This window comes from uncultured Nostoc sp., assembly GCF_964245445.1.
Classification (GTDB): Bacteria; Cyanobacteriota; Cyanobacteriia; order Cyanobacteriales; family Nostocaceae; genus Nostoc.
This window is the reverse complement of the sequence record NZ_CAXTNE010000114.1, coordinates 1-23299: the sequence shown is the minus strand read 5'-3', so window position 1 is coordinate 23299 and position 23299 is coordinate 1. Positions and strand designations below refer to the sequence as shown.

Below are 23299 nucleotides of genomic sequence, written 5' to 3'. Positions count from 1 at the left end.
GGACAAGGAAAATAACCTATGCCTAATGACTAATGACTAATTCCCACTTTTAAGAAGAAACAACTTTTAGATGTGGGACATGAGATAAATAGTTCGAGGCAATCACCCGATTACGTCCAGTAGTTTTAGCTTGTAGCAAGCATTGATCGGCACGATGCAACAGACTTACTCCTTGCTCGTCATCCTCAGCTTGCAGACAGGCTGTACCTAGACTAATGGTGATATTAATTGTCAGTTTGTTACTGAGTGAAAATGGTTCCTCGCAGACTAACCGATTAAGACGACGGGCGACGATTAATGCTTCTTCATCGTTGGTGTTAGCCAAAAGAATCACAAATTCTTCGCCACCATAGCGAAATGCTGTGTCTTGACAGCGCAGATTGTGTCGCAGACGCTTACATAGCAGCTGCAAGACGCCATCGCCAACTAAATGCCCGTGAGTATCGTTAACTTTTTTGAAATGATCTACATCCAGAATAATCAAACTCATGGAAGTCTTTTGACTTCTAGCTTTTTTTATTTGCCTGGGTAAGTCCCATTCTAAAGCACGACGATTATTTAATTCTGTTAAGGAATCGGCTAAGGCGATCGCTGATAACATATCATTTGTGCGAATCAAATCTCGGTATTTTTGTGCTTTTTGCAAGCCAACAGTCAATTGAGCAAGTATTAGTGCATGATTGGCGGTCAATTCTGCCAAGCTATGGTCTATTTTTTCATCAAGAATATGCCAAATATAAGCATCGGCTCCTTGCTTTAGTGCCGCAGTAGTCATCTCTAATTCCCTGTGCCAACCCTTATTTCTATCAGTAAGCTGCTGGGGACGATCCTCGAACAGAATACAGTATATCCAGGATAGTTTTGTCTGGTCTTTCAACCAACTGCAAAGTTCCATACTGCCATCCAGGCTAGCCTGCACAAGTATTATATTGGGGGGCGTCATTTCAATCCGCGACACTGCCTGATTAAGATTGTCTAGAACTTCTACACTAAAAGCAGTCGCATAACGGATCTGATCTGGAAGTGTGGCGATAAAGTTATTTTTTCCAAAGACCAGAATAGACATATTCATTGCTTTATTTTTTCCCCTATTTAACTTTTAAAGAGATTAACTTTCTAAGACTTGCTGCTCTTGTCGGCTAATACCAAATATGATTTTTTAGGTTGAGTTATATTTGCTGATATTATTTGGTCGCCGAATCTACAATATTTTTACAATTTTAATCTCCTCTTTAGACTTTATCTTTACTACTACCGTTTCTGAAACCTTCTCTTCTGACAACTAATGTCTTCTTTACAGTATATTTTTAAAACCGTAATAATACTGAATCTTCTTGATAAGTATAAAACTGTTTTTGTAGTTTCTTAAGTGTTCTTCTCCTCAACTAATTACCAAAATAAATAATTTGTAATAACTGTCATATTAGGTAGCTAAATTTATTCTTAAAAAGAAAAATAAAGAAATTATAAAATTTTTTCATCTAATTATAAAAGCCAAAACTATTTCATTGAATTAGAAATGTTATTAACCAAACAGTAGTTAAGCCTTTTTCTTTAAAGAATAGGCTTTTATGAAGTATCAAGGTAGGGGTAGAATTGCGAAAAAAACGCAAATCAAATAGACAGCAAAAGTCGCCACTACTAAGGCAGTAGGCTTATAGCACTAACCTACCCTACAATTTTAGATGGAATTTTTAGGGTAAAAATTAACACTTTAAGTGAAGTTCCACAATGTCTTATTAGAAGAAACAAATGGTTTCTGTCTAGACTTTTGCGGTGTTGGTTTATTTATTTAATTCACATCTTTTTTTGTTTACCGCAACCTCACAAATATAGAAAACAAAGCTAAATAAAAGAGTTTATGTTAAGACCTGCCCCTAATGTAGGGAAATTAGTTCAATTTTGCTCGTATAAAGGGCGGAAATAATAGAAAAAATTTTGTTAGCGTACCCTAAGATATGAAAATCTAAACTTCTGTGAAAAGCTAGAACCTGATCAATAACCCTCAACAGTATAACCAGCAGCAACAATTACCTGTTTGATTGACTCTTCAAAAGCTGCGGATTCCACGGTGACAGTTTTAGCATTAACATCGATATCCACCTTGGCCTTAGGTTCCATAAGGTGAATGGATTCAGTAATTATTTCTGCACATCCCTCACAAGCAATATTTGATACTTTTATTTATAGTGTTATTTGTTACCTTAGTATAGGAATTTTCAAGTATTCTTAAGGATTAATCTTATAGACCAAAATGCGAACGCGCATCCTGCCAGAGTCAGATTATGGTGTAAAAGCATCCTAATCACTGCATATAGCTCACCGATTGGCACAATTCGCTGGCAGTAATATGAAACAAAATGCAAGAATATATAAAGCTATTTATGAAAATACACTTACCTAGTGCCGCTACGCCCAAGTCTAAAGTCTAAAGTTAAAAACACCCATGTCTTCAAATCCCCAGTACCTAAGCGGTAACGAAATTCGCAACATATTTCTCGACTTCTTTGCCCAACGGAATCACCAAATTCTCCCAAGTGCCTCCCTCGTGCCAGAAGACCCAACCGTGCTGCTGACGATCGCGGGGATGCTACCATTTAAGCCGATATTCTTAGGGCAGCGCACACCAGAATTTAAGCGGGCTACGACTTCGCAAAAGTGTATCCGCACTAACGATATCGAAAATGTCGGACGCACCAAACGGCATCACACCTTTTTTGAGATGCTGGGTAATTTCAGCTTTGGTGATTATTTTAAAGAACAAGCGATCGCTTGGGGTTGGGAAATCTCTACACAAGTCTTTGGCTTCTCCCCTGAAAATCTTGTCGTCAGCGTTTTTGAAGATGATGATGAAGCCTTTGGAATTTGGCGCGATCAGATCGGTGTGCCGATAGCGAGAATTAAACGCTTGGGCGAAGATGATAACTTTTGGGTATCTGGGCCGACTGGGCCTTGTGGCCCTTGTTCAGAAATTTATTACGACTTCCACCCAGAACGCGGTGACGAAAATATAGATTTAGAAGATGATTCCCGGTTCATTGAGTTTTACAACCTCGTCTTCATGCAATATAACCGGGATGCGTCCGGGAATTTAACGCCACTGCAAAACAAGAACATCGACACCGGCATGGGTTTGGAGAGAATGGCGCAAATCCTCCAAAAAGTACCCAATAACTACGAAACTGACCTGATTTTTCCAATTATCCAAACAGCAGCCGAAATTGCTGGCATTGATTACCACAAAAGTGATGAGAAAACCAAAGTTTCTCTAAAAGTTATTGGCGATCACGTTCGTTCTGTTGTCCACATGATTGCTGATGAAATTCGCGCCTCCAATGTGGGACGGGGTTATGTGCTGCGGCGGTTAATTCGGCGCGTGGTGCGTCATGGGCGATTAATTGGGATTTCTGGAGAATTTACTACCCAAGTTGCCGAAACTGCGATCGCTCTTTCTGAATCAGCTTACCCCAATGTGCGCCAACGAGAAGCAGCAATTAAAGCTGAGTTGCAACGGGAAGAATCCAATTTCCTCAGAACTCTGGATAGAGGCGAAAAACTCTTAGAAGAAATTATCCAAGAGGTGAAACAGCAAGGGAACACTCAAATTAGCGGTGAAAGTGCATTTACCCTTTATGACACCTACGGATTTCCCCTGGAACTTACCCAAGAAGTTGCCGAAGAAAATAATCTCACAGTCGATGAAGCGGGATTCGATGCCGAAATGCAAAAGCAAGTGGAACGCGCCAAAGCAGCACACGAAACCATCGATTTAACTGTGCAAGGTTCCCTCGACAAATTAGCAGAACACATCCAAGTCACCGAGTTTTTAGGCTATACCCAATCGGCGGCGACGGCAAAAGTTGAAGCGATTTTGGTAGAAGGTGTTTCTCAAGAAGAAGCAGAAGTGGGGACAGAGGTGCAAATTGTCCTTGACAAAACGCCATTTTATGGTGAATCTGGGGGGCAAATTGGCGATCGCGGTTATATCTCTGGTGATGGTATCGTAATTCGCGTCGAAGACGTGAAGAAAGAATCTGATTTCTTTGTTCACTTCGGACGCATCGAACGCGGTACACTGCGCGTAGGCGATCATGTTACAGCCCAAATTGATTCAGCTTGTCGCCGTCGCTCCCAAGCTAACCATACCGCAACCCACCTGTTACAAGCGGCTTTGAAAAAAATTGTTGATGATAGCATATCTCAAGCTGGTTCCCTAGTGTCTTTTGACAGGTTGCGCTTTGACTTCAACTGTCCTCGTGCTTTGACAGCAGAGGAAGTGCAACAAATAGAAGAACAGGTGAACACTTGGATTGCCCAAGCACATGCAGCGAAGATAGAAGTATTACCTTTAGCAGAGGCAAAAGCTAGGGGTGCTGTTGCCATGTTCGGCGAAAAATACGGCGAGGAAGTGCGGGTGATTGACTTCCCCAACGTATCAATGGAACTATGCGGTGGAACTCATGTGAGTAATACGGCTGAAATTGGCGTGTTCAAGATTATCTCAGAAGCTGGTGTGGCTTCTGGGGTGCGGCGCATTGAAGCTGTTTCGGGGCCAGCAATACTAGATTATCTCAACCTTCGGGATAAAGTAGTTAAAGATTTGAGCGATCGCTTTAAAGTTAAACCCGAAGAATTACCAGATAGAATCACAAGTCTGCAAAGCGAACTTAGAAATAGCCAAAAGGAACTGGAAACCTTAAAGGTACAGTTAGCGATCGCAAAATCTGACAGCTTGCTGCAAACAGCCGAAACGGTAGGCGATTCTAAAATTATTGTCGCCCAATTAGAAGATGTTGATCCAGAATCATTGAAAACCGCAGCCGAACGCTTACTGCAAAAAATCGGTAACGGTGCAGTGGTGCTGGGTTCTGTTCCTGAAGAGGGGAAAGTTAGTATAGTTGCAGCTTTTAGTTCAGAAGTGAACAAAAAAGGTTTGCAAGCTGGTAAATTTGTAGGTGCGATCGCTAAAATCTGCGGTGGCGGTGGCGGTGGAAGACCGAACTTAGCCCAAGCAGGCGGACGGGATGCGAGTAAATTACCAGAAGCGTTGCAACAAGCGGAAAGTGAGTTAAAGTCCGCATTGGGTTAACCATCTTCTGCTTCAACGCGAGAGACAAGTGTAGCGCACCAAGCAAATTGGTGCGTTATACCAATTCTTCAAAATGAAGCAACAGATATAAATCACGAAAGTCTTACTGCATCTAGGTTTCTTAATTGCGAACTACGAATTACGAATTGATATTACGGCTTCGCCTAACACACCTTGCATTTTAGGCTAGGTTATGAAGATTGTTGCTGCTCATCTTCTACGTAGTTATAGTACAAGCCTTGGTGATTAGGACATCAACAGATGATAAAACTTACACACAAAAAGACTTTTCACCCAGTCCCCAGTCCCTTGCTATATCATTGGGAGATATTACCCAACCAACGTTTATAGGTAATTGTGGTTTCCAATAATCGCCCTAAAGATGGGTTCGGGTTTGATTTCAACCTCGGTGAAATGTTTTATGGCATCCCAAATAAACATACATTTATCTAACGGAGTTTTGCAACGCTTGCAAAATGTGAAAGATTTTGTAGGTGAAAATGTTAATTCTCTAAGTAATTCAGCACAACAAGTTGGGGAGTCTTTGAAGGCAACAGCAACTACAACGACTGATAAAGCAATTGATACAGTTACAACAAGCTTAGAACAAACTTGGCAAACTGCTGATAAATTTAAGAGTACAACATCGGGAGCAGTTAAAGATGCGATGGTATCTTCTGTAAGTGATTGGCTGACACAACACCCGGTATTTTTTAGATTAGTTCAAATACTAGGTTGGGCGGCTAATCACCCAATTATTAGTATAGTAATTTTGCTGTTTGCACTTGCTTTAATTTGGAGCATTATCAGAGCAATTGTCCGCTTGATTGAAACAGCTAGTTGGTCAATACTGCAAGTTCCGTTAAAATTGCTTCAAGCTTTGATTAAAGTTAGCTTTTTATCCTTAACTAAAGTTGGCAGTTTTGCTGTTCAACGAATGACAGCTAGTGAAACAACTAGTAACCTGCCAGCTTTATTACCTGAGAATTTTCAACCAAGTAAGCAACAACGATTAGCAGAAATTTCTAGTCGCTTAGAAGCAATTCAAAAAGAACAACATGAGCTTTTACAAGAAGCCGCAGACTTAATTGCTACCGATACAATTGATATAGAAATATCAAAAATTAAACAGCTAAAAAGCGTTGAATCACATCTTGGCTAAGTTCGGCTGTAGAACCGGAGGCAACGATACCACCTTTTTGCATAGCGTAATAGTAATCAGCCTGACGGACAAAGTGTAAATGTTGCTCTACTAATAAAACAGAAATGCCTGTGGTTTCGACAATGCGACGGACTGCGGCTTCAATTTCTAGGATGATGGAGGGTTGAATACCTTCAGTGGGTTCATCCAATACGAGTAATTGAGGTTCTCCCATTAAAGCACGAGCGATCGCTAATTGTTGCTGCTGTCCACCACTCAAATCACCACCCATGCGCGAAAGCATGGTTTTTAACACCGGGAATAAGCTAAAAACTTCCTCTGGAATTTCTGCTTTTTTTACTGGTTTGCGTTTGGCTTCTAACCCCAACAGCAGATTTTCTTTAACTGTCAAACGGGGAATAATTTCTCGTCCTTGAGGGACATAACCAATTCCCAATTTTGCCCTTTGGTCTGGAGATTTCGAGTTGATTAATTCTCCAGCAAAGTTAATAGTACCACTGCGGGGTTTGAGTAAACCTATAATTGTTTTGAGTAATGTAGATTTCCCTACGCCATTGCGACCAATCAGGCATATCATTTGCCCCAATGGTACGCTCAAATCTACATTGCGGAGAATATGGCTTTCGCCGTAGTAAACGTTAAGGTTAGAGATTTTTAGCATTCGCAACTCCACAAAAAAATTGGGTCAGGCCGTTACACCGGGATTGTTAGGCTGTTTATCTCCTGTCGCATTTGGAGAGAAAGAGTCAGGAATTGAATTTAATGGTTCTTGTGTCAATGTTCTAGTTCTTAAAGCCTCAAAATCATCGGTAATTTTGTCAATACTATAATCAGCTTTGTATTCAAGGAAAGATTTAATTTTTTGAGCTTCAGCAATACTTGCTCGATAGAACCATACCCTCTTTTCAAGAGGGAAAATGCCAAATGCAGACTGAACAGCAGCTGAGGCAGCTCCCAACCCAGCAGCTAAATGGGCATTATTATTGATACCAGCAAGTGTTACACCAAGACTCAGACCAATAGAAGTAAGACTAAATACAATACCTAAAAATCTATTAAAATCGACTTGAAATTGATATTCTTTGATAAAAGGTTCTATCTTATTTTCCATGAACTTAATCTCTGGTGTTTTTACTTTGTCTTGTTGATTAATATTTGATGATGTCATAGGTTGATATTCTCCAATGTTCTATCTGGTTTATAAAGTCGTATGAAATCTTTAGAGGTTGTTTAAAAAGTTGTAAAGTATACCCAAACCTCTCCCCCATAGAGTATTATGTTACGCGCTCTATAATAATAGTTACCTTGAATAAATGCTGTAATCAGAAAAAACACGTAAAGTTAAAGACTTTAACATTTATGCTACATAATTTTTTGATAGTAGTACTGTTAATTTATTAATAACACTGTAACTGGGCTAGCAATACAACAATTCCATCGATAGCTTGCCGTACAGTTTTTGCAGGCTGCTCCAATAGATTGCCAGCAACAAACTATATTCCACAATGGTTAAAAAGTTTCTGTACTATAGTAGCCTAATACCCAAGAATACCTCGTGAGGTAAAAATTTAGTCTTCCTGTTTTCCTAAATATACTTCAATAACACGTAAGTCATTTTGAACTTCCTCAAAATTCCCTTCGCACAACACCGAACCTTCATGTAAAACCGTTACTTTCTTGGCAATTTGACGCACAAATTCCATATCGTGTTCGATTACTAAAATGGAATGACTTTGTGCTAGTGCTAAAAGTAGTTCGCCAATATTGTAAGTTTCTTCATCTGTTAAACCAGCAACGGGTTCATCAACGAGTAATAAGTCTGGAGACTGTGCTACTAACATCCCAATTTCTAAACGTTGCTTTTCACCGTGGGAAAGTAAACCTGCTCTGATGTCAGCTTTAGGAGTTAAACCGATAGTTTCTAATAATCCTTTAATACTATTTTTTTCAGCAGTATTAGAATGTCCAAACAAAGTAGAAAAGACATTTTTATTGCGGTTGCTAGTAATTTCTAGATTTTCACGGGGCGTTAAATTTAAATAAATTCGGGGTGTTTGAAACTTGCGCCCAATTCCTAACCGCGCAATTTGATGCTCAGGTAAAGAACGCAGGTTTTTACCTTTGAATAAAACTCGCCCAATAGTTGGTTGCACTTTCCCCGTAATCACATCCAGAAATGTTGTTTTTCCCGCGCCATTGGGGCCAATTACTACTCGTAATTCACCTACATCCATACTAAAATTAAGCTGATTTAGCGCCTTAAAACCGTCAAAACTAACAGTTACGTTTTCAGTTTCCAATATTTTCGCGTTCATGTTGTACTTCGGCGTCTTCTTCCAAGGTGGGATATGTAGCAATTTGTTGACGGCGGTTGAAAAGAGAAATATTCTGACTACGCAACCATCCGACTATGCCGTCAGGAAGCACCGTAACGACTATTAAAAATAGTGCGCCTTGGAAAAATAGCCAGATTTCAGCAAATTGTTCACTTAAAAAAGTGCGGGCATAATTTACTAACAAAGTTCCAACAATCGCCCCAATTAAAGTAGCGCGTCCTCCTACAGCTACCCAAATCACCATTTCAATCGAAAAAGCAATATCCATTGATCTGGGTGAAATAGAACCACTCTGAAGGGTGTAAAATGCTCCTGCTATGCCTGCGATCGCACCTGAAACTGCAAACACTAGCACCTTATAATCTGTAGGGTCGTAGCCAGAAAATCTTACCCGACTTTCATCATCACGAATAGCTATCAACAATCTGCCAAAGCGTCCAGTTGTCAACCAGCGACAAATCCCGTAAGTGGCTGCAAGAAACACTACCGTCAGCGTGTAGAAAACAAATTGCGTTTTCGCATCGCTGACCGTTGCCCCAAACAAAGTTGTAAAATCTATCAGTCCATTTGTACCGTTGAAAAGCTGTTGTTGACCGTTAAAGAAATTGAAAAATACAATAGTTCCAGCTTGAGTCAAAATAGAAAAATAAACTCCCCTGAGGCGATTTCGGAAAACCAAATATCCCAACAATCCCGCCAATAGCCCCGGAATTAGTACCACAAAAGCTATTGTCAAAGGAAACGAATAAAAAGGTTGCCAAAAGGCGGGAAGTTCTGTAACCCCATAAAGTCCCATGAAATCAGGTAACTCACCAGTAGGAACTTGCAGCTTCAGGTACATTGCGATCGCATACCCACCCAAACCGAAGAAAATACCATGTCCCAAACTTAGTAAACCAGTATAACCCCAAATCAAATCGATACCCAAAGCCACAATCGCCAGCGACAAAAATCGCCCCAACAAATTTAGACGAAACTCCGTCAGCAACAGTGGCATAATGATAATAAGGAAGAGTGCGATCGCAATCACCACCCCAGCTTCGATTAATAATCCTCCTCCCTTTCTCCTCATTCTCTGCGTCCTCTGCGTCTTGGCGGTTTAAACATCAACAGTACGTCCCTTCTGCGGAAAAATCCCCCCAGGCTTCCACTGTAAAAACACAATAATCAGCGCAAACACCATCACCTTAGCCATACTCGTCGTCGCAAAAAAAGTAAACAAATCAGCCAAAGGCTTAACAGGACTCAACAGCAAAGCCAAAGTCCCAGAACCAATTAAAAAATTAGCCGTACCAATACCCAACGCCGCCACAATCGTCCCGGCTAAATTGCCTACACCCCCAACCACAACCACCATAAAAGTATCAATAATATAGTTTTGTCCCGTATTTGGCCCTACAGAACCGAGTAAACTAATCGCACATCCAGCCACACCAGCTAAACCAGAACCCAGTGCAAAGGTAATCGCATCAACCTTTTGAGTTGGGATACCCAAACAAGCACTCATACTCCGGTTTTGCGTCACAGCTCGAATTCTTAAACCCCAGCTAGAACGTTGTAAGAATAGACAAATTCCCGCCACACAGATTATTGTTAAACCAATAATAAATAACCTAGCAAAGGGCAATTGCACGCCACCTAAAGACATCCCTCCTTGCAACCAAGTAGGCGCAGTTACATCCACATTTTGAGCGCCAAACCAAGGTTGAGTCACTGCTAACTGATAAGTTTGACTCAATAAATTAAGCGTTGTGATTGTCACCCCTAGCGATAGTAAAAATATCACAGCCACAATCCAGTTACGAACTCTTCCCAAATCAGTGCGAGAATTTAAAATCCATAAACCTCCAAAAAACAACAAAGAAAATAAGCTTATGCCAATTATCAATACCCAATTTACACTACGAACAAACTGCTGAAAAATCAGACTTACTCCCCAAGTTGCCAAGAGAGTTTCTAGAGGCCGTCCATAAAGATAACGAATTACGCCTCTTTCTAAAATTAGTCCCACAACAGCCGTGAAAATAAAAGCGATAATCAAAGCCAAAAATATATAGACTTCAAACCATTCTCCGCCCAATTGCTTACATACATTTTGCACAACAAATGTTGTATAAGCGCCAAACATCATCAATTCACCATGTGCCATATTGATGACACCCATCAAGCCAAATATAATCGCCAATCCCAAGGCAGCAATTAATAATACAGCGCCAATACTAATGCCATTAAATACAGCTTCTAAAAATCCTGCTAACACTTTTTTTACCTACATAGCATCTATTTGTCATTAGTCATGTATCATCTATTATTCACTAATGACTAATGACTAATGACCAATGACTAAGAAATTAAACTTTCTTGTACTTACTACCTTTAGCAGGGTCAGTCCAATCACAAGCAAATCCCTTAGTCTCTTTTACAAATTGATTCCAAGGAACTGGCTCAACTGCTGTCGGAGTAGCATAGACAATATCAAACAAACCATCTAGCCTGACTTGACCAATTCGCACGATTTTGGATATGTGATGATTGGCATCCATTGTCACTTTACCTTCAGGTGCATCTATAGTTTGACCATACGCCGCAGCACTCACTTTCGCTATGTCTGTAGTACCAGCTTTTTCTACTGCTTGCTTCCACAAATAAACGGCGATGTATGCTGCTTCCATTGGGTCATTTGTTACCCGATTTTCACCGTATTCTTTCTTGAAAGCTGCTACAAATTTTTTGTTAGCAGGTGTGTCTACTGTTTGGAAGTAATTCCAAGCTGCATAATGACCTTTGAGATACTCTACACCAATTGCTTTGACTTCTTCTTCGGCAATACTGACAGACATGGAAGGATATCTTTCTGGTGTCAATCCAGCACCTTTCAATTGTTTGAAGAAAGCAACGTTGCTATCACCATTCAGAGTATTGTAAATGACACCTCCATTAGGCAAAGCTTGCTTAATTTTAGTGATAATTGGTGTAACTTCTGTATTGCCAAGAGGTAAATAATCTTCACCAACTGTTTTTCCGCCCAAAGCTTCTAATTGAGCTTTAATAATTGTGTTAGCAGTGCGGGGAAAAACGTAGTCAGAGCCAACTAAAAAGAATTCCTTTCCTTTATTTTTTAACAGCCAATCAACAGATGGTTCAATTTGTTGATTTGGAGCAGCACCAGTGTAAAAAATATTTTTAGAACACTCTTGACCTTCATACTGCACAGGATACCAGAGCATGTGATTTTTGCTCTCGAATACTGGTTTAACATTCTTGCGGCTAGCAGATGTCCAACAACCAAAAACTACAGCGACTTTATCTTGATCAATTAGCTTAGTTGCCTTTTCTCTAAAAGTATCCCAGTTAGAAGCACCATCTTCGGTAACTGCTTCAATTTGTTTACCTAAGATACCACCGGCAGCGTTAATTTCTTTGATTGCTAATTTTTCAGCATCGACAACGCTTTTTTCACTAATAGCCATTGTGCCACTAAGGGAGTGCAAAATACCTACTTTGATTGTGCCACCAGCAGTAGCAGCAGCTGGAGATGCAGCAGGAGGTGCGACTGGACTCTCTGTAGCAGTTGGAGAATTATTCGCGCAAGCCTTCAGAAAAAAGCTGCTTCCAAAAGTTAGAGAACTGTAGATTAAAAACTTGCGTCTGTTAAATTGTCTTCTCATCTTTTTATGAATTTTCCTTTTGATCAATCAACCAACTTAATGGAAAGCTGACAATATTAAACTTTAAAGTGTGATGATAGTGCGATAGTTTACTAGTAAAAAGTTACTTCTTATACAAAATGTCTGATTTTTGTAATAAAAAAATAACTTTATAATATTAATCTTTGTTAAGGCTAGTATTGTGAAATTATTGTCAGCGATGAAGAGATAGCTGGATAATAATCTCATCTTCCTTGCCAGATGCAAAATTAGCAAAGCGCTTTGCCAAAGGTGGTATAATCACCAAAGGATTGCTAAACCCAGAGAATAGATGAACACTCTCAAATCCTGGGATAGTACCAATCAAGGGCAGGCGATCGCTACTAAATCCCACCAAGCAATGATGCCAAGTTCCGGGTAAATTCTCTAAAGCTGGTAAAACTTTACCGACACTTTTTCGCAACCATTTTTCACTCGCCTCTGAGTTTACCTTGGCACAAGGATCTGTGAGAACACGGCTAATTTGACCAATGCGAAGGCTACCATCTTGAAACTGAATCGCACCCGCATCTAAAATTGGTGGTACTGGCTCATTACCTGGTTGATTCCACAATTCATCAACTTGAGTAGATTCAGCTTCTAGTTGAAATCGTTGCAGATTAGCTGGCATAACTAAGGTGCGTAACTGCATATCCACAGGTGGGATTTCAATAATTTCTGCGTGGGTAAAATACAGCTTGACGGTAATACCAGCAGATTTTAGTAACTGGCGGCTGAGTCCACCCGCACAAATGACAACGTTAGCACTGTGGAAAGTTCTAGTAGTTGTTTTTACACCATCTTGCAATACTTGCAATACTTGGGTAATCTGCATTTCACCCCCAGCACGCAGAAAGGCTTGGATGTAAGCTTGTGCTGTTTTTTCTGGGTGGATATGACCGTGTTTGACAGTTAAAGCACCAGATATTACCTCTCCATTTAGCAGTGGTTCCAACTCACAAGCTTCTTGGACACTCAATAAACGGGGTGGAATGGCAAAATGATTATATGATTCAACTGTTGCTTCTGGGTCATTAGCAGCTGAAATAGTAAGTAATAAATCTAATTCCCGAAACTGGATATCAGCGTCTAACTCTTGAGATAGGATATGGTAACGCGCGATCGCTTCTTCGCACAATAGACGAGTTAGTGGTGTAGTACCCGACCAATAAGCAAGTCCACCATAACTATAACGAGTTGCATCCTGTGGTGTTTCATATTGCTCCAACAAAAGAACAGCAAAACCTGTTTTTACTAATTCGTATGCCAGTGCAACACCTGCAATTCCACCACCAACCACAATCCAGTCGTAGGTTTTCATATTAAATGTTTTTCTTAATTACGAATTACCATAAGTTGCTTGTAAACGACTTAAAAGATATTCTCCCGCCAGGATAGGCGGATAAATAGGTGATTGTTCTTTCTGGCAACTTTCCAGACAAACTATTTCTGTATCATCGTTAGGATGACAGAAAAAAGCGATAGAATAACGGGACTGTTTTACCGTGCGATCGCTGGGAATCATTACTCGATGCTTGGTTGAGCAAAATATATCATTTGTCCATCGTTGCATTAAATCGCCAGTATTAACTACCACAGTATCAGGAATCGCAGGTGCAGCAATCCATTCTCCAGATGCTGTCTGTACTTCCAACCCGCCAACATCATCTTGGAAAAGTAAGGTAATACTGCCATAATCGGAATGCTCACCAGCACGCACCTGTCCGAGTTTGGGTGGTATCTGCAATGGGGGATAGTGGAGTAAGCGCAAGGTATGATTTTGTTGATTGTGCCTTGTGATAAAAAAATCTTCTGACAATTCCAACGCCAAAGCATAAGCTTGTAACACTGTGTTAGCAAGTTCTGTGCAACTATCATAAAAGGCGAGAATAGAAGCATCTATTCCTATAGCCGCTTGTTTGTTTATATTAAACGCCTCTTTCAAGTCGCCTGGTTTGTTGAAGTCAAGACGTTCTCTCTCAAGACTGACATATCCTGTATTATTAAACTCATCACTCCAAGCTTGCTTTTGCTTAACTTCTAAGGGTAAATTGAACAAAGATTTACTGTAACTGAATACTTGTTTTATTAAGTCTTTTGACATTCCTGAATTCTGCAAGTACATGAAGCCAATTTCATGGCAAGCTTGATAGGTTTGTTTGATAATATTTTGACGAGTTATTGTGTCGCCATTGGTAAACGCAGTTAAATTTATTATTGGAATTGTAACCATTTATATATAATTAGAAAATTTGTGTTTTTGTTTTGTTAACAGTAGTATACTCAATACTTAGGTACGAAACTTTATAATGACTCTTGCTCCTTGGCGAAGCGCGATCGCTGATGCACTCCATCGCAACCGTAGCCTTGTTTATGCCCGTTACCTCCAACTAGCAACCGTGCAGCCGAACGGTCGTCCCGCTAATCGTACCCTAGTCTTTCGCGGTTTTCTAGAAGATACAAACCAGCTAAAATTTATTATTGATAGTCGTAGCGCTAAAGCTAACCAAATACAGCAACAACCTTGGGCAGAAGTTTGCTGGTACTTCCCCAATACACGCGAACAATTCCGCATCACTGGCTGTTTGACTCTGGTAGGTAATGATTCTCATCAGGATTTACAGCCAGTCCGCATTTCCATTTGGCAAGAACTGAGTGATGCTGCACGTTTACAGTTTGCTTGGCCCTATCCTGGTAAACCCAGAATCCAAGAAGTAGGAGCTTTTGAGCCACCAGCACCCGATTCTGTTGAGCCAGTACCTAATTTTTGTCTACTGCTACTTGATCCGATGCAAGTAGACCATTTAGAATTACGCGGCGAACCACAAAATCGATGGCTTTATTGCCGTAATGACCACCAAGAGTGGTCTAGCGAAGCTATTAATCCGTGATTTAGTCAAGTTGACCTTAGCCCTTTTAATGTGGGTGAAAATTTTAGTCTATAAATTCTTCTTTAACCTTTTCTATCTGTGTTGCGCCAGTTGCTACCCTGCCTTAACGTTAAGAGCGTAGCAAGATCTCCGTAGGGGTACAAGTCGGGTAACCGTAAGGGCGCACTGGCTTATCTGTGCCTCTCTAGTTAAATAAATTACTTTTAAACCGCAGAGGCACAGAGAGCGCTGAGAAAAACAATCTTATTTTACCTCGACTTTATCCATTTTTGAGCAATGCTCAAGCTGACGCTGAAACCTTGGTGGGACGATAGTTTTACTTTTTTAACTTCATCGATAATCTGTGATGTAAAAAAAGTATTTGCCTAAAAGCCAGGTTTTTTGCCGTATAAAGGTAACCAAGTTTTTAATTTTGGATAAAGTCGAGTTTACCAGTCACCTTGAAAGGGCTAAAGATTGACCCTTAACTCTTGACGTTTAACTAAATGCCAGCACCATCTAGAAATTGCTGGATAGTTTTATCTTTGAGGTTGCACCAGCGAGTATCGTGGGTTAACTCATCCTCTTTGGTGGCTAAACAACCCACTAAAACAGGAGTTTTTTCTGAAGAATTGCTGCGCTGAAGAGTTTGTATTTGTTCTTCCAACGCCTCAATTCTGTCAACTAAAGCACGAATTACTTGGGCTTCTGAATCTGGTAAGTTATTGTGTTCAAGAGGTGCAACCCGAACTCCAGAACGATACATAATGCGCCCAGGCACGCCCACCACAGTACAGTCTGAAGGGACATCCCTTAGAACAACAGACCCAGCGCCAATACGGACATTATTACCAATTTGGATATTGCCCAGTACTTTAGCTCCAGCCCCAACTACGACGTTTTCGCCTACAGTTGGATGGCGCTTACCACATTCTTTACCAGTACCTCCAAGGGTGACACCTTGATAAATTAGGGCATAGTCTCCCACGATCGCAGTTTCACCAATTACTACACCCATGCCGTGGTCAATAAACACACTTTTTCCAATTACTGCACCAGGGTGGATTTCAATTCCAGTCAAAAACCGAGCCACGTGAGAAATCAGGCGGGGAATAAAGGGAAGACCAACAGTGTACAACCAGTGAGCCAGCCTATGGAATAGCAGGGCTTGCAAACCAGGGTAACAAAATAAAACTTCCAACCAGTTACGAGCAGCTGGGTCACGTTCAAATATGATACGAAAGTCAGCACGCAGTATAGATAGCACGAGATAGCACCCTCGGAAAGCACAACAAGCTATTCTCCCATATTATCCTCTCAGGCGTTATACCTCAAAATTGGGAATGGGGAATAAGGAATAGGGCATTGCACAAATGACAAATGACTAACTTACCATCACTGCTGCTCTACTTTCAAAGTGTAATCGCGCTTAACCCCAGGATTAAATGTACCCACCCAAATCCGATACGTGCCACTTTTCCAGTTGCGATCGCTAACGCTAGCATCTTTACTTTTACCAGTATCATCGCCGCAACGAATTGTAGTTTGGTCTGGCCCTTGGATCAATAAAGTGGTATCATTGCCGTTGCTATCAACTTGTATTGTCATCTGGGGAAAGTCCTTTTCCAAAACCATAATATGATCTGGATTGGGATCGGCAAAACCGATACAGGCTTTTTGATCGCGATCGCGGTTACTTATAGCAGACAATGAGTAAGAACCGCCTGTAAACCCCTGCACTATTCCTTGTGCTGGATCAAAGTTTGTTGATAGAGTGAAAGTACCAAAATTTGCTGTCTGTGCTATTACAGGCGTAGCTATGATGGCGGAAAGTATAGCCAACAACCAGCCGCCGCTAAAGTTAAGTCGGGGGCGACAGTATTTCATAGTAGCCCTCCAACAGGCTGTTAAATTAGTAATGATATATACATATTCTAATGAAAAAATTACAGGGAAATTTCAGTTGGTTGTGCCACATAAAAATGTGCCACAATAGAAGGTTTTGAAAGCAGGCAGGTAATTGCTTGGTTGTTTCTTTATCTAAACAGCATACAATTCCCCAGCTAGCCAATAGCTATCCAAAGATTAGAAATACGAATAGCAAATAGTATAGACAATACTGCTCGGTTAAGGCTAAAAAATAAAAATGCGTAGGTTGGGTTGAGGAACGTAGACCCGAAGGGGCTTCCCGCAGGGTAACCCAACATTTCCAGGGCTTTGTTGGGTAACACTAAAGTTCAACCCAACCTACAAATCTTCAAAACCTACGCAGTATTGATACTATAGAAAGCCTACGTAAAAATAATGATATAAGAAAATGCAGAAGGTAAAATAATTTTTAACCTTCTGCACTTGAGATTTTATGGAAATCTCACGAATTATTGAGTTGGAAGAAAATGCCACCTTTGAGCGCTCTTGTGTCAGTTCCATAGCTACTGATTGTGAGCGATCGCAGATTATCAAAAAACGGTTTCCCTAAAACTTCCACTAGTTTGAGAATCGGTACTTGGCGCTCTAACAAATTCTGGCTTTTTGTCCAGTCAAGATATATATAACCTTGATTTGGTAAGGGAATCGCAGCAATACTATCTTTGAAATTGGGATTATCAATTAAGGAATTACCCTTGGTTGTGAGAATTTCATCCATCGTTTCTAAATCAGAGGTGAAAATTTCGTAATTTCCTAAATTTGTATGTAATCCCCGCACTTTTGTTTCAATACTGAAGGATGTTCCCTCTTTAACATCACTTTTTTTTGTAGCCGTAGTTAACTCTGTCCAAGCAGAAATTTTTTGCTTGTCTATAGTCAAGGGATTAATGCTGAGTCCATTTGATGAGGCGATCGCATCTAATCGAGCAACACCTTGTTCTACTGTCTCGGATTTTTCTACTACAAAAATCCAATGGGGATTTGTTTGCTCTTTCGCAGGTAACAATGCTATGGCATATTCTCCCTGTACCCAGCTAAAAATATCCTCTGGTAAATTTATACCCCAGCGTTTTTGAACATCCACCAAAGGTTTTGCTAACCGAGAAACTACATCTTCCTCAGAACCATATATAGTTGTTGTTGCTTGTCTCCAGAGTTTAGCTAAATCACTGTTACCTAAATTACTTAAATTTGAGCCAGAAATTGCCAAACCTGCGGACGCTGGAACATACTGCAATGCTCCCACAGGTTTAGATAGTGGTGAAGATGGGGAAACAATTTCCGATGAAGTTAAAAAGCTGGTTTCTGCTAGCAAACCTTTGGTATTCAACGCCAGGGAAATAATTTCGCTGTTATATGTTGGTTCTGGCAATTCTAAACCTTGCCATTTTGCCACGATGGGAAGATTTAAGAAAGCTACAGCTAAACCCCCTTTGGGTAGTTGTTTTGTCGCTTTTTGGTATTTGGGGGAACTAGTCAAATTCAGATCGGGCGCTTGGACATTATTGATGGCGTCTCGCAACACTTTCGGATCGTTGGCAAACAACACAAAGCTTTCACCAACAACAGCACCAGCTAGATAATTTTGGATTTTGGATTTTGGATTTTGGATTTTCTCTTCTGTACTTACTTCTTGATTGTCGTAAATCAGTTTTACGCCTTTGTATTGTTCAACAGCTAAGTTTGCTCCAGCTAAGGCTCGTTTGGAAAACAACAACTCGACAAACTCGCGGCTTTTCTCCGGTTGCTTGGTTGCTAGTGCCAACAAATACCCTGGCTGCTGTCCGTTTTCTCGATCGCGATCAATATCTAAGGTGGTGATAGCTAAGGTAATTTCGTCCCCTAACCAGGGTTGAACATCTTCTTTGTAATCTATGCTACTCTTGGCGAATAAACTGGTTTTGAGTTTAGATAGTTCTCCTTCACGCTCCAACGCCTGCAACCGATCAGGATTCGTCAGCAATGAAAGCATTACAGGGGACAGTTTCGACACGAATATGGCTGCATTAGGCTGTCCGGTAGAAGCAGTGAGGTTAGCCGGATTTTTGGCGAAAAACCAGTAAAAACTAGCGATCGCAATTACTAGCAGTGCGATCGCACCAGCTACAATAAAACCAATAAATGAGCGTTGTCTATTCACATTAAACCTTTAAAAAGACGGTTTACAGCCATTTAAGCAGAAAGCCTACCAGAATCTATCAGCTTTCTTGAGAATGGATACTCATGCAAAGACAGAGATTTTCTGTCACCATAAATAGGATTAGGACTGTTTATAGGGAATTCTTTTAGTCAACCCATGAATCAGATTAGTGTACAAGAACTGGCACAACGTCTTTCTTCTGGTGATGTAAGTATTCAGCTAGTAGATGTACGCGAACCACAAGAATTAGAAATTGCTAGCATTGAGGGCTTTGTCAACCTACCCTTGAGTCAATTTACCGAATGGGGAGATCAAGTTCCTACCCTCTTCAATCCCCAAGCTGAAACCCTTGTACTATGCCACCACGGCATCCGCTCTGCCCAAATGTGCCAGTGGTTAATTGCTCAAGGTTTTACAAATGTGCAAAATATTTCAGGTGGTATTGATGCTTATTCCGTCTTAGTAGACCATTCAATTCCCCAGTATTAGCTTGTGTTTAGGTGCATTACTTAGATGGAAGTTATTCTTCCATCTTGCTTTTGCTATGCTGAAAATAGCAATATATAAACTTAGGGGCTTGCTAGGAAAGCTTGCAACTTTCTTCACTGGCTAAATATTTGCGAAACTTTTCGACCCCAATTTTAGCTGCAATCGCCGCAAAAATACGTATACAATAATACTTTTATAAGTGTAGAATTATGCAAAAATAAGCAATAAAAGGATGTTGTAAATTCAAACTCTCAGCTTTGGCAGCAAAAGCTTAGATTGTATTTAGAGGAAACTTTTAAAGAGTGGTGTACGTGAACCTTAAAATTAATTATCACAATATAATTGTATAATTTGCTATCTTAATAAATTATTAATATTCTTTGTTTTCAATCAATTTCAGAATTTTTTCCATACTTTGATTAAAATTTGCCGCCAAGCATTACATACCCTATGGAAGTCCAGTTAACAAATCGACAACAGCATATACTTTGGGCAACGGTACGTCACTACATTGCTACGGCAGAGCCTGTTGGTTCAAAAGCTTTGGTCGAGGAGTACGACCTGGGTGTAAGTTCAGCCACAATTCGCAATGTGATGGGCGTTTTAGAAAAGTCGGGATTACTCTACCAACCACACGCCTCTGCTGGACGAGTGCCTTCAGATTCAGGTTATCGCATTTATGTTGACCAGCTAATTACACCTTCTCTGCGTTCGCGCAGCGTGTCACAGACAGACGCTGCGCGTAGCTTGCTTCCACAAAGTGGTACAGAAACTTTAGGACGAGAAGTAGAGGTGGCATTGCAAAAGCGCCTCCAGTGGGAAGATTGGAGTTTAGAAACCCTACTGCAAGGAGCCGCACAAATTTTAGCAACCTTAAGTGGTTGCATAAGCTTAATTACTATGCCGCAAACTACCACAGCCCTATTGCGACATCTGCAATTAGTGCAAATTGAAGCGGGGCGGATTATGTTAATTGTTGTTACCGATAGTTATGAGACACATTCCAAATTGATGGATTTGTCGCCAATACCAGAGGAAACACAACGGGATTCAGAGGTAATCGATCGCGAGTTACAAATTGTTTCTAACTTTTTGAATACCCACTTGCGGGGGCGAAGTTTGTTGGAATTAGCCAACCTCAACTGGAGCGAATTAGATCAGGAGTTCCAACGCTACGGGGAATTTTTGAAACATTCAGTTGCCGAATTAACTCGTCGCACTCATGCGCCGACTGCAACCCAAATTATGGTTCGGGGTGTGTCAGAAGTTTTGCGCCAGCCAGAATTTTCCCAGTTACAGCAGGTACAAACAATTATCCACCTGCTGGAAGAAGAACAAGACCAACTATGGCGATTAATATTTGAGGAACCAGAGCTTGAGGATGTGGGTAAGTCAAAGGTAACAGTTCGCATTGGCGCAGAAAATCTTTTAGAACCGATACGCACCTGCACCTTGATTTCTTCCACCTATCGCCGAGGTTCAATACCAGTAGGAAGTGTGGGAGTTTTGGGGCCAACGCGTCTAGATTATGAAAGTGCGATCGCAGTAGTAGCATCTGCTGCTGATTACCTCTCAGAAGCTTTCAGTTATTTCAATCCTTAATAAAGACAACCTGCTACGGGTTTAGACAAAAGAACAATACCATAGCAGGTAGATAAGCCGAATTTATAGTGGCAAAATCAATAATTAATACCTTTTAACTCTTTCATGGTTAGAAAAATTACCTTTGGCGTGCTGTGGCTGGGATTCACTACCTATGCTTTTTTCCTCGCTCCTCCTGAGCAACCTGGTACATTTGAGTTAATTAAAAACCTTTCTACTGGCCAATGGCAAGGCGTTAACCCATTAGTCGTAGTACTATTCAACCTCATGGGCATCTGGCCTCTCATCTACAGTGCAGTAGTATTTATTGATGGTAGAGGACAAAAAATACCTGCTTGGCTATTTGCTACTGCCTCTTTCGGAGTCGGGGCATTTGCCTTGTTACCCTATTTAGCCTTTAGGGAACCAAATAATAAGTTTGTTGGTAAAAAGAATGCCTTGCTCAAGGTGCTAGATTCTCGTGTGACTGGGGTTGTCTTGACAGTAGCCACGGTTATTTTAGTTGCCTATGGTTTAACAGAAGGAGATTGGGGTAATTTTGTGCAACAGTGGCAAACTAACCGCTTCATCAATGTGATGAGTTTAGATTTCTGTCTACTTAGCCTATTATTTCCAGCTTTGCTAGGGGATGATCTGGCGCGTCGCGGTTGGAAAAATCCACAGATGTTTTGGTTAATAGCGTTAATACCTCTATTCGGGCCATTGATTTATTTGTGTGTGCGTCCACCTATACCAGAAGTTGGTGTAGAAGCAATACCGAGTCAGCAGCCAGCTGCAAATTAAAGCAATTTTTAATTCCTAATTCAAGAAAGTTTCAATCGGGATTTAAATCCTCAACTGAAACAAAAATCACGTATAGATTTACCACTATTTTTAAGCAAGCTCAGGGCAGCGTTCTACAAAAAGGGGGATTTAGAGGCAAAAAATACGAATTATAAATTGGTAATTATGTTAAATGCACACCATCTAAAGATAATGAATAGAAAAGTTGCATTGTGGTTACTATGGGTTGGATTTATCGCTTATATTTTACTGTTAGCACCGCCCCTGCATTTACAAGAAACCCTAACCCTGTTGAAAAATATATTTACTCTTCAGTGGCTTGCCATAAATCCGATTATCCTTTCCTTGTTTTCTTTAGTGGGCATCTGGCTACTAATTTACAGTGGTTTATTGTTCATTGATGGCAGAATGCAACGGATTCCTTTTTGGCCTTTTGCTTTGGCATCAGTAGGATCAGGAGTGCTTGGTCTGTTACCATATTTGGCTTTTCGTGAATCAAATCAAGAATTTTCTGGACAAAAGGATGTTTTATTACGGCTGCTAGATTCTCGTTTTTTTGGGATTGTTTTGAGTTTAAGCACTGTTGGCTTACTCGCCTATGCGTTTGTCTTAGGTGACTGGGGAGATTTTGTACAGCAGTTCCAAGGCGATCGCTTTATTAATGGCATGAGTTTGGCATTTTGCCTTTTTTGTCTTTTATTCCCCACAATCCTTGGCGATGATATCGCTCGTCGCCACTGGAATAATCCCCAGGTGTTTTGGACAGTAGCCTTAGTCCCGCTACTAGGCCCACTTATTTATCTTTGCTTGCGCCCGCCCCTACCATCAACTATTCGTGAAGAATGGTTGATACCTAATCGGGAATAGATTTTTTCTATTGATCACCAAGGTTCAATGCCAAGAGGAAGTATGGGAGTTTTGGTGACAAAGCACCTAGATAAGAAAACTGCGTAGGGTAGCCCGTCGTAGATATTACTCTCATCGCTACTGTTGATTACGCAAAACCTCGCTTTTTTCAGTGAGTTGGGCAGTTTCCACTTTGGGTGCGTAAATCCCAAGAGAAAATTTTTTCTCAAAGTACTTTACAAAACGCAATAAATTCTTTAAGATGTGTAACAGGTAGTCAAACCTACCTAATTCATTCACAAATAATCGCATTTATAAAACCATGACAGCAACCTTACAACAGCGCTCAAGCGCCAACGTATGGGAT

Annotated in this window: 20 protein-coding genes; 7 read left to right on the top strand and 13 right to left on the bottom strand. The window is 40.6% G+C overall.

Features of this window, described 5'->3' with window-relative positions; genetic code table 11:
• Nucleotides 1–49: 49 nt before the first annotated feature.
• On the bottom strand, nt 50–1072 hold the full coding sequence (locus ACFE90_RS19395) for a GGDEF domain-containing protein (protein WP_375503336.1): 1023 nt from the start codon (nt 1070–1072) through the stop codon (nt 50–52).
• 923 nt (nt 1073–1995) lie between these two features.
• Nucleotides 1996–2184, bottom strand: a complete 189-nt coding sequence (locus ACFE90_RS19390) for a heavy-metal-associated domain-containing protein (protein ID WP_375503338.1) — start codon at nt 2182–2184, stop codon at nt 1996–1998.
• A gap of 262 nt (nt 2185–2446) precedes the next feature.
• Between ACFE90_RS19390 and alaS the strand changes: the two genes are divergently transcribed.
• Together alaS and ACFE90_RS19380 are read left to right on the top strand one after the other, a co-directional pair.
• Nucleotides 2447–5089, top strand: coding sequence for an alanine--tRNA ligase (gene alaS, locus ACFE90_RS19385; protein ID WP_375503334.1), 2643 nt, complete (start codon nt 2447–2449; stop codon nt 5087–5089).
• Nucleotides 5090–5510: 421 nt separating this feature from the next.
• On the top strand, nt 5511–6251 hold the full coding sequence (locus ACFE90_RS19380) for a hypothetical protein (RefSeq protein ID WP_375503332.1): 741 nt from the start codon (nt 5511–5513) through the stop codon (nt 6249–6251).
• Here ACFE90_RS19380 and urtE read toward each other — a convergent pair.
• The 8 genes from urtE to ACFE90_RS19340 all read right to left on the bottom strand — a co-directional run bounded on the left by urtE (nt 6214) and on the right by ACFE90_RS19340 (nt 14506).
• Nucleotides 6214–6912, bottom strand: a complete 699-nt coding sequence (gene urtE, locus ACFE90_RS19375) for an urea ABC transporter ATP-binding subunit UrtE (protein ID WP_375503330.1) — start codon at nt 6910–6912, stop codon at nt 6214–6216. The genes ACFE90_RS19380 and urtE overlap by 38 nt on opposite strands.
• A 24-nt stretch (nt 6913–6936) precedes the next feature.
• Nucleotides 6937–7419 carry a hypothetical protein gene (locus tag ACFE90_RS19370; protein ID WP_375503328.1) on the bottom strand — a complete coding sequence of 161 codons (483 nt, stop codon included), beginning with the start codon at nt 7417–7419 and terminating at the stop codon, nt 6937–6939.
• A gap of 400 nt (nt 7420–7819) precedes the next feature.
• On the bottom strand, nt 7820–8566 hold the full coding sequence (urtD, locus tag ACFE90_RS19365) for an urea ABC transporter ATP-binding protein UrtD (protein WP_375503326.1): 747 nt from the start codon (nt 8564–8566) through the stop codon (nt 7820–7822).
• Nucleotides 8541–9659, bottom strand: a complete 1119-nt coding sequence (urtC, locus tag ACFE90_RS19360) for an urea ABC transporter permease subunit UrtC (RefSeq protein ID WP_375503324.1) — start codon at nt 9657–9659, stop codon at nt 8541–8543. The genes urtD and urtC overlap by 26 nt, the downstream gene beginning before the upstream one ends.
• 27 nt (nt 9660–9686) lie before the next feature.
• Nucleotides 9687–10847, bottom strand: coding sequence for a branched-chain amino acid ABC transporter permease (locus ACFE90_RS19355; protein WP_375503322.1), 1161 nt, complete (start codon nt 10845–10847; stop codon nt 9687–9689).
• Nucleotides 10848–10938: 91 nt separating this feature from the next.
• The gene (gene urtA, locus ACFE90_RS19350) at nt 10939–12255 is read right to left on the bottom strand and encodes an urea ABC transporter substrate-binding protein (protein ID WP_375503320.1); all 1317 of its coding nucleotides are present in this window, start codon (nt 12253–12255) and stop codon (nt 10939–10941) included.
• Between the two features lie 193 nt (nt 12256–12448).
• Nucleotides 12449–13594 (bottom strand): NAD(P)/FAD-dependent oxidoreductase, encoded by a 1146-nt coding sequence (locus ACFE90_RS19345; protein ID WP_375503318.1) that lies wholly within the window; start codon nt 13592–13594, stop codon nt 12449–12451.
• An 18-nt stretch (nt 13595–13612) separates the two neighbouring features.
• Nucleotides 13613–14506 carry an isopenicillin N synthase family dioxygenase gene (locus tag ACFE90_RS19340; protein WP_375503316.1) on the bottom strand — a complete coding sequence of 298 codons (894 nt, stop codon included), beginning with the start codon at nt 14504–14506 and terminating at the stop codon, nt 13613–13615.
• Nucleotides 14507–14582: 76 nt separating this feature from the next.
• Between ACFE90_RS19340 and ACFE90_RS19335 the strand changes: the two genes are divergently transcribed.
• On the top strand, nt 14583–15164 hold the full coding sequence (locus ACFE90_RS19335) for an Npun_F5749 family FMN-dependent PPOX-type flavoprotein (protein WP_375503314.1): 582 nt from the start codon (nt 14583–14585) through the stop codon (nt 15162–15164).
• A gap of 481 nt (nt 15165–15645) precedes the next feature.
• On the opposite strand, the gene cysE is transcribed toward ACFE90_RS19335, so the two are convergent.
• The 3 genes from cysE to ACFE90_RS19320 form a co-directional block, all read right to left on the bottom strand.
• A complete protein-coding gene (gene cysE, locus ACFE90_RS19330; RefSeq protein ID WP_375503312.1) occupies nt 15646–16410 on the bottom strand; it encodes a serine O-acetyltransferase in 765 nt (254 codons plus the stop codon).
• Nucleotides 16411–16538: 128 nt separating this feature from the next.
• Nucleotides 16539–17030 carry a hypothetical protein gene (locus ACFE90_RS19325; RefSeq protein WP_375503310.1) on the bottom strand — a complete coding sequence of 164 codons (492 nt, stop codon included), beginning with the start codon at nt 17028–17030 and terminating at the stop codon, nt 16539–16541.
• 484 nt (nt 17031–17514) lie between these two features.
• Complete coding sequence (locus ACFE90_RS19320; RefSeq protein WP_375503308.1) at nt 17515–19212, bottom strand: DUF3352 domain-containing protein; 1698 nt, start codon at nt 19210–19212, stop codon at nt 17515–17517.
• A 156-nt stretch (nt 19213–19368) separates the two neighbouring features.
• Between ACFE90_RS19320 and ACFE90_RS19315 the strand changes: the two genes are divergently transcribed.
• From ACFE90_RS19315 to ACFE90_RS19300, 4 genes are all read left to right on the top strand, one after another.
• Nucleotides 19369–19701: a rhodanese-like domain-containing protein gene (locus ACFE90_RS19315; protein ID WP_375503306.1), complete on the top strand. Its 333-nt coding sequence runs from the start codon at nt 19369–19371 to the stop codon at nt 19699–19701.
• Nucleotides 19702–20151: 450 nt separating this feature from the next.
• Complete coding sequence (locus ACFE90_RS19310) at nt 20152–21303, top strand: HrcA family transcriptional regulator (RefSeq protein WP_375503304.1); 1152 nt, start codon at nt 20152–20154, stop codon at nt 21301–21303.
• A 105-nt stretch (nt 21304–21408) separates the two neighbouring features.
• Nucleotides 21409–22086 carry a DUF2834 domain-containing protein gene (locus tag ACFE90_RS19305; protein ID WP_375503302.1) on the top strand — a complete coding sequence of 226 codons (678 nt, stop codon included), beginning with the start codon at nt 21409–21411 and terminating at the stop codon, nt 22084–22086.
• 192 nt (nt 22087–22278) lie between these two features.
• Nucleotides 22279–22953, top strand: a complete 675-nt coding sequence (locus tag ACFE90_RS19300) for a hypothetical protein (RefSeq protein WP_375503300.1) — start codon at nt 22279–22281, stop codon at nt 22951–22953.
• Nucleotides 22954–23299: the final 346 nt, after the last annotated feature.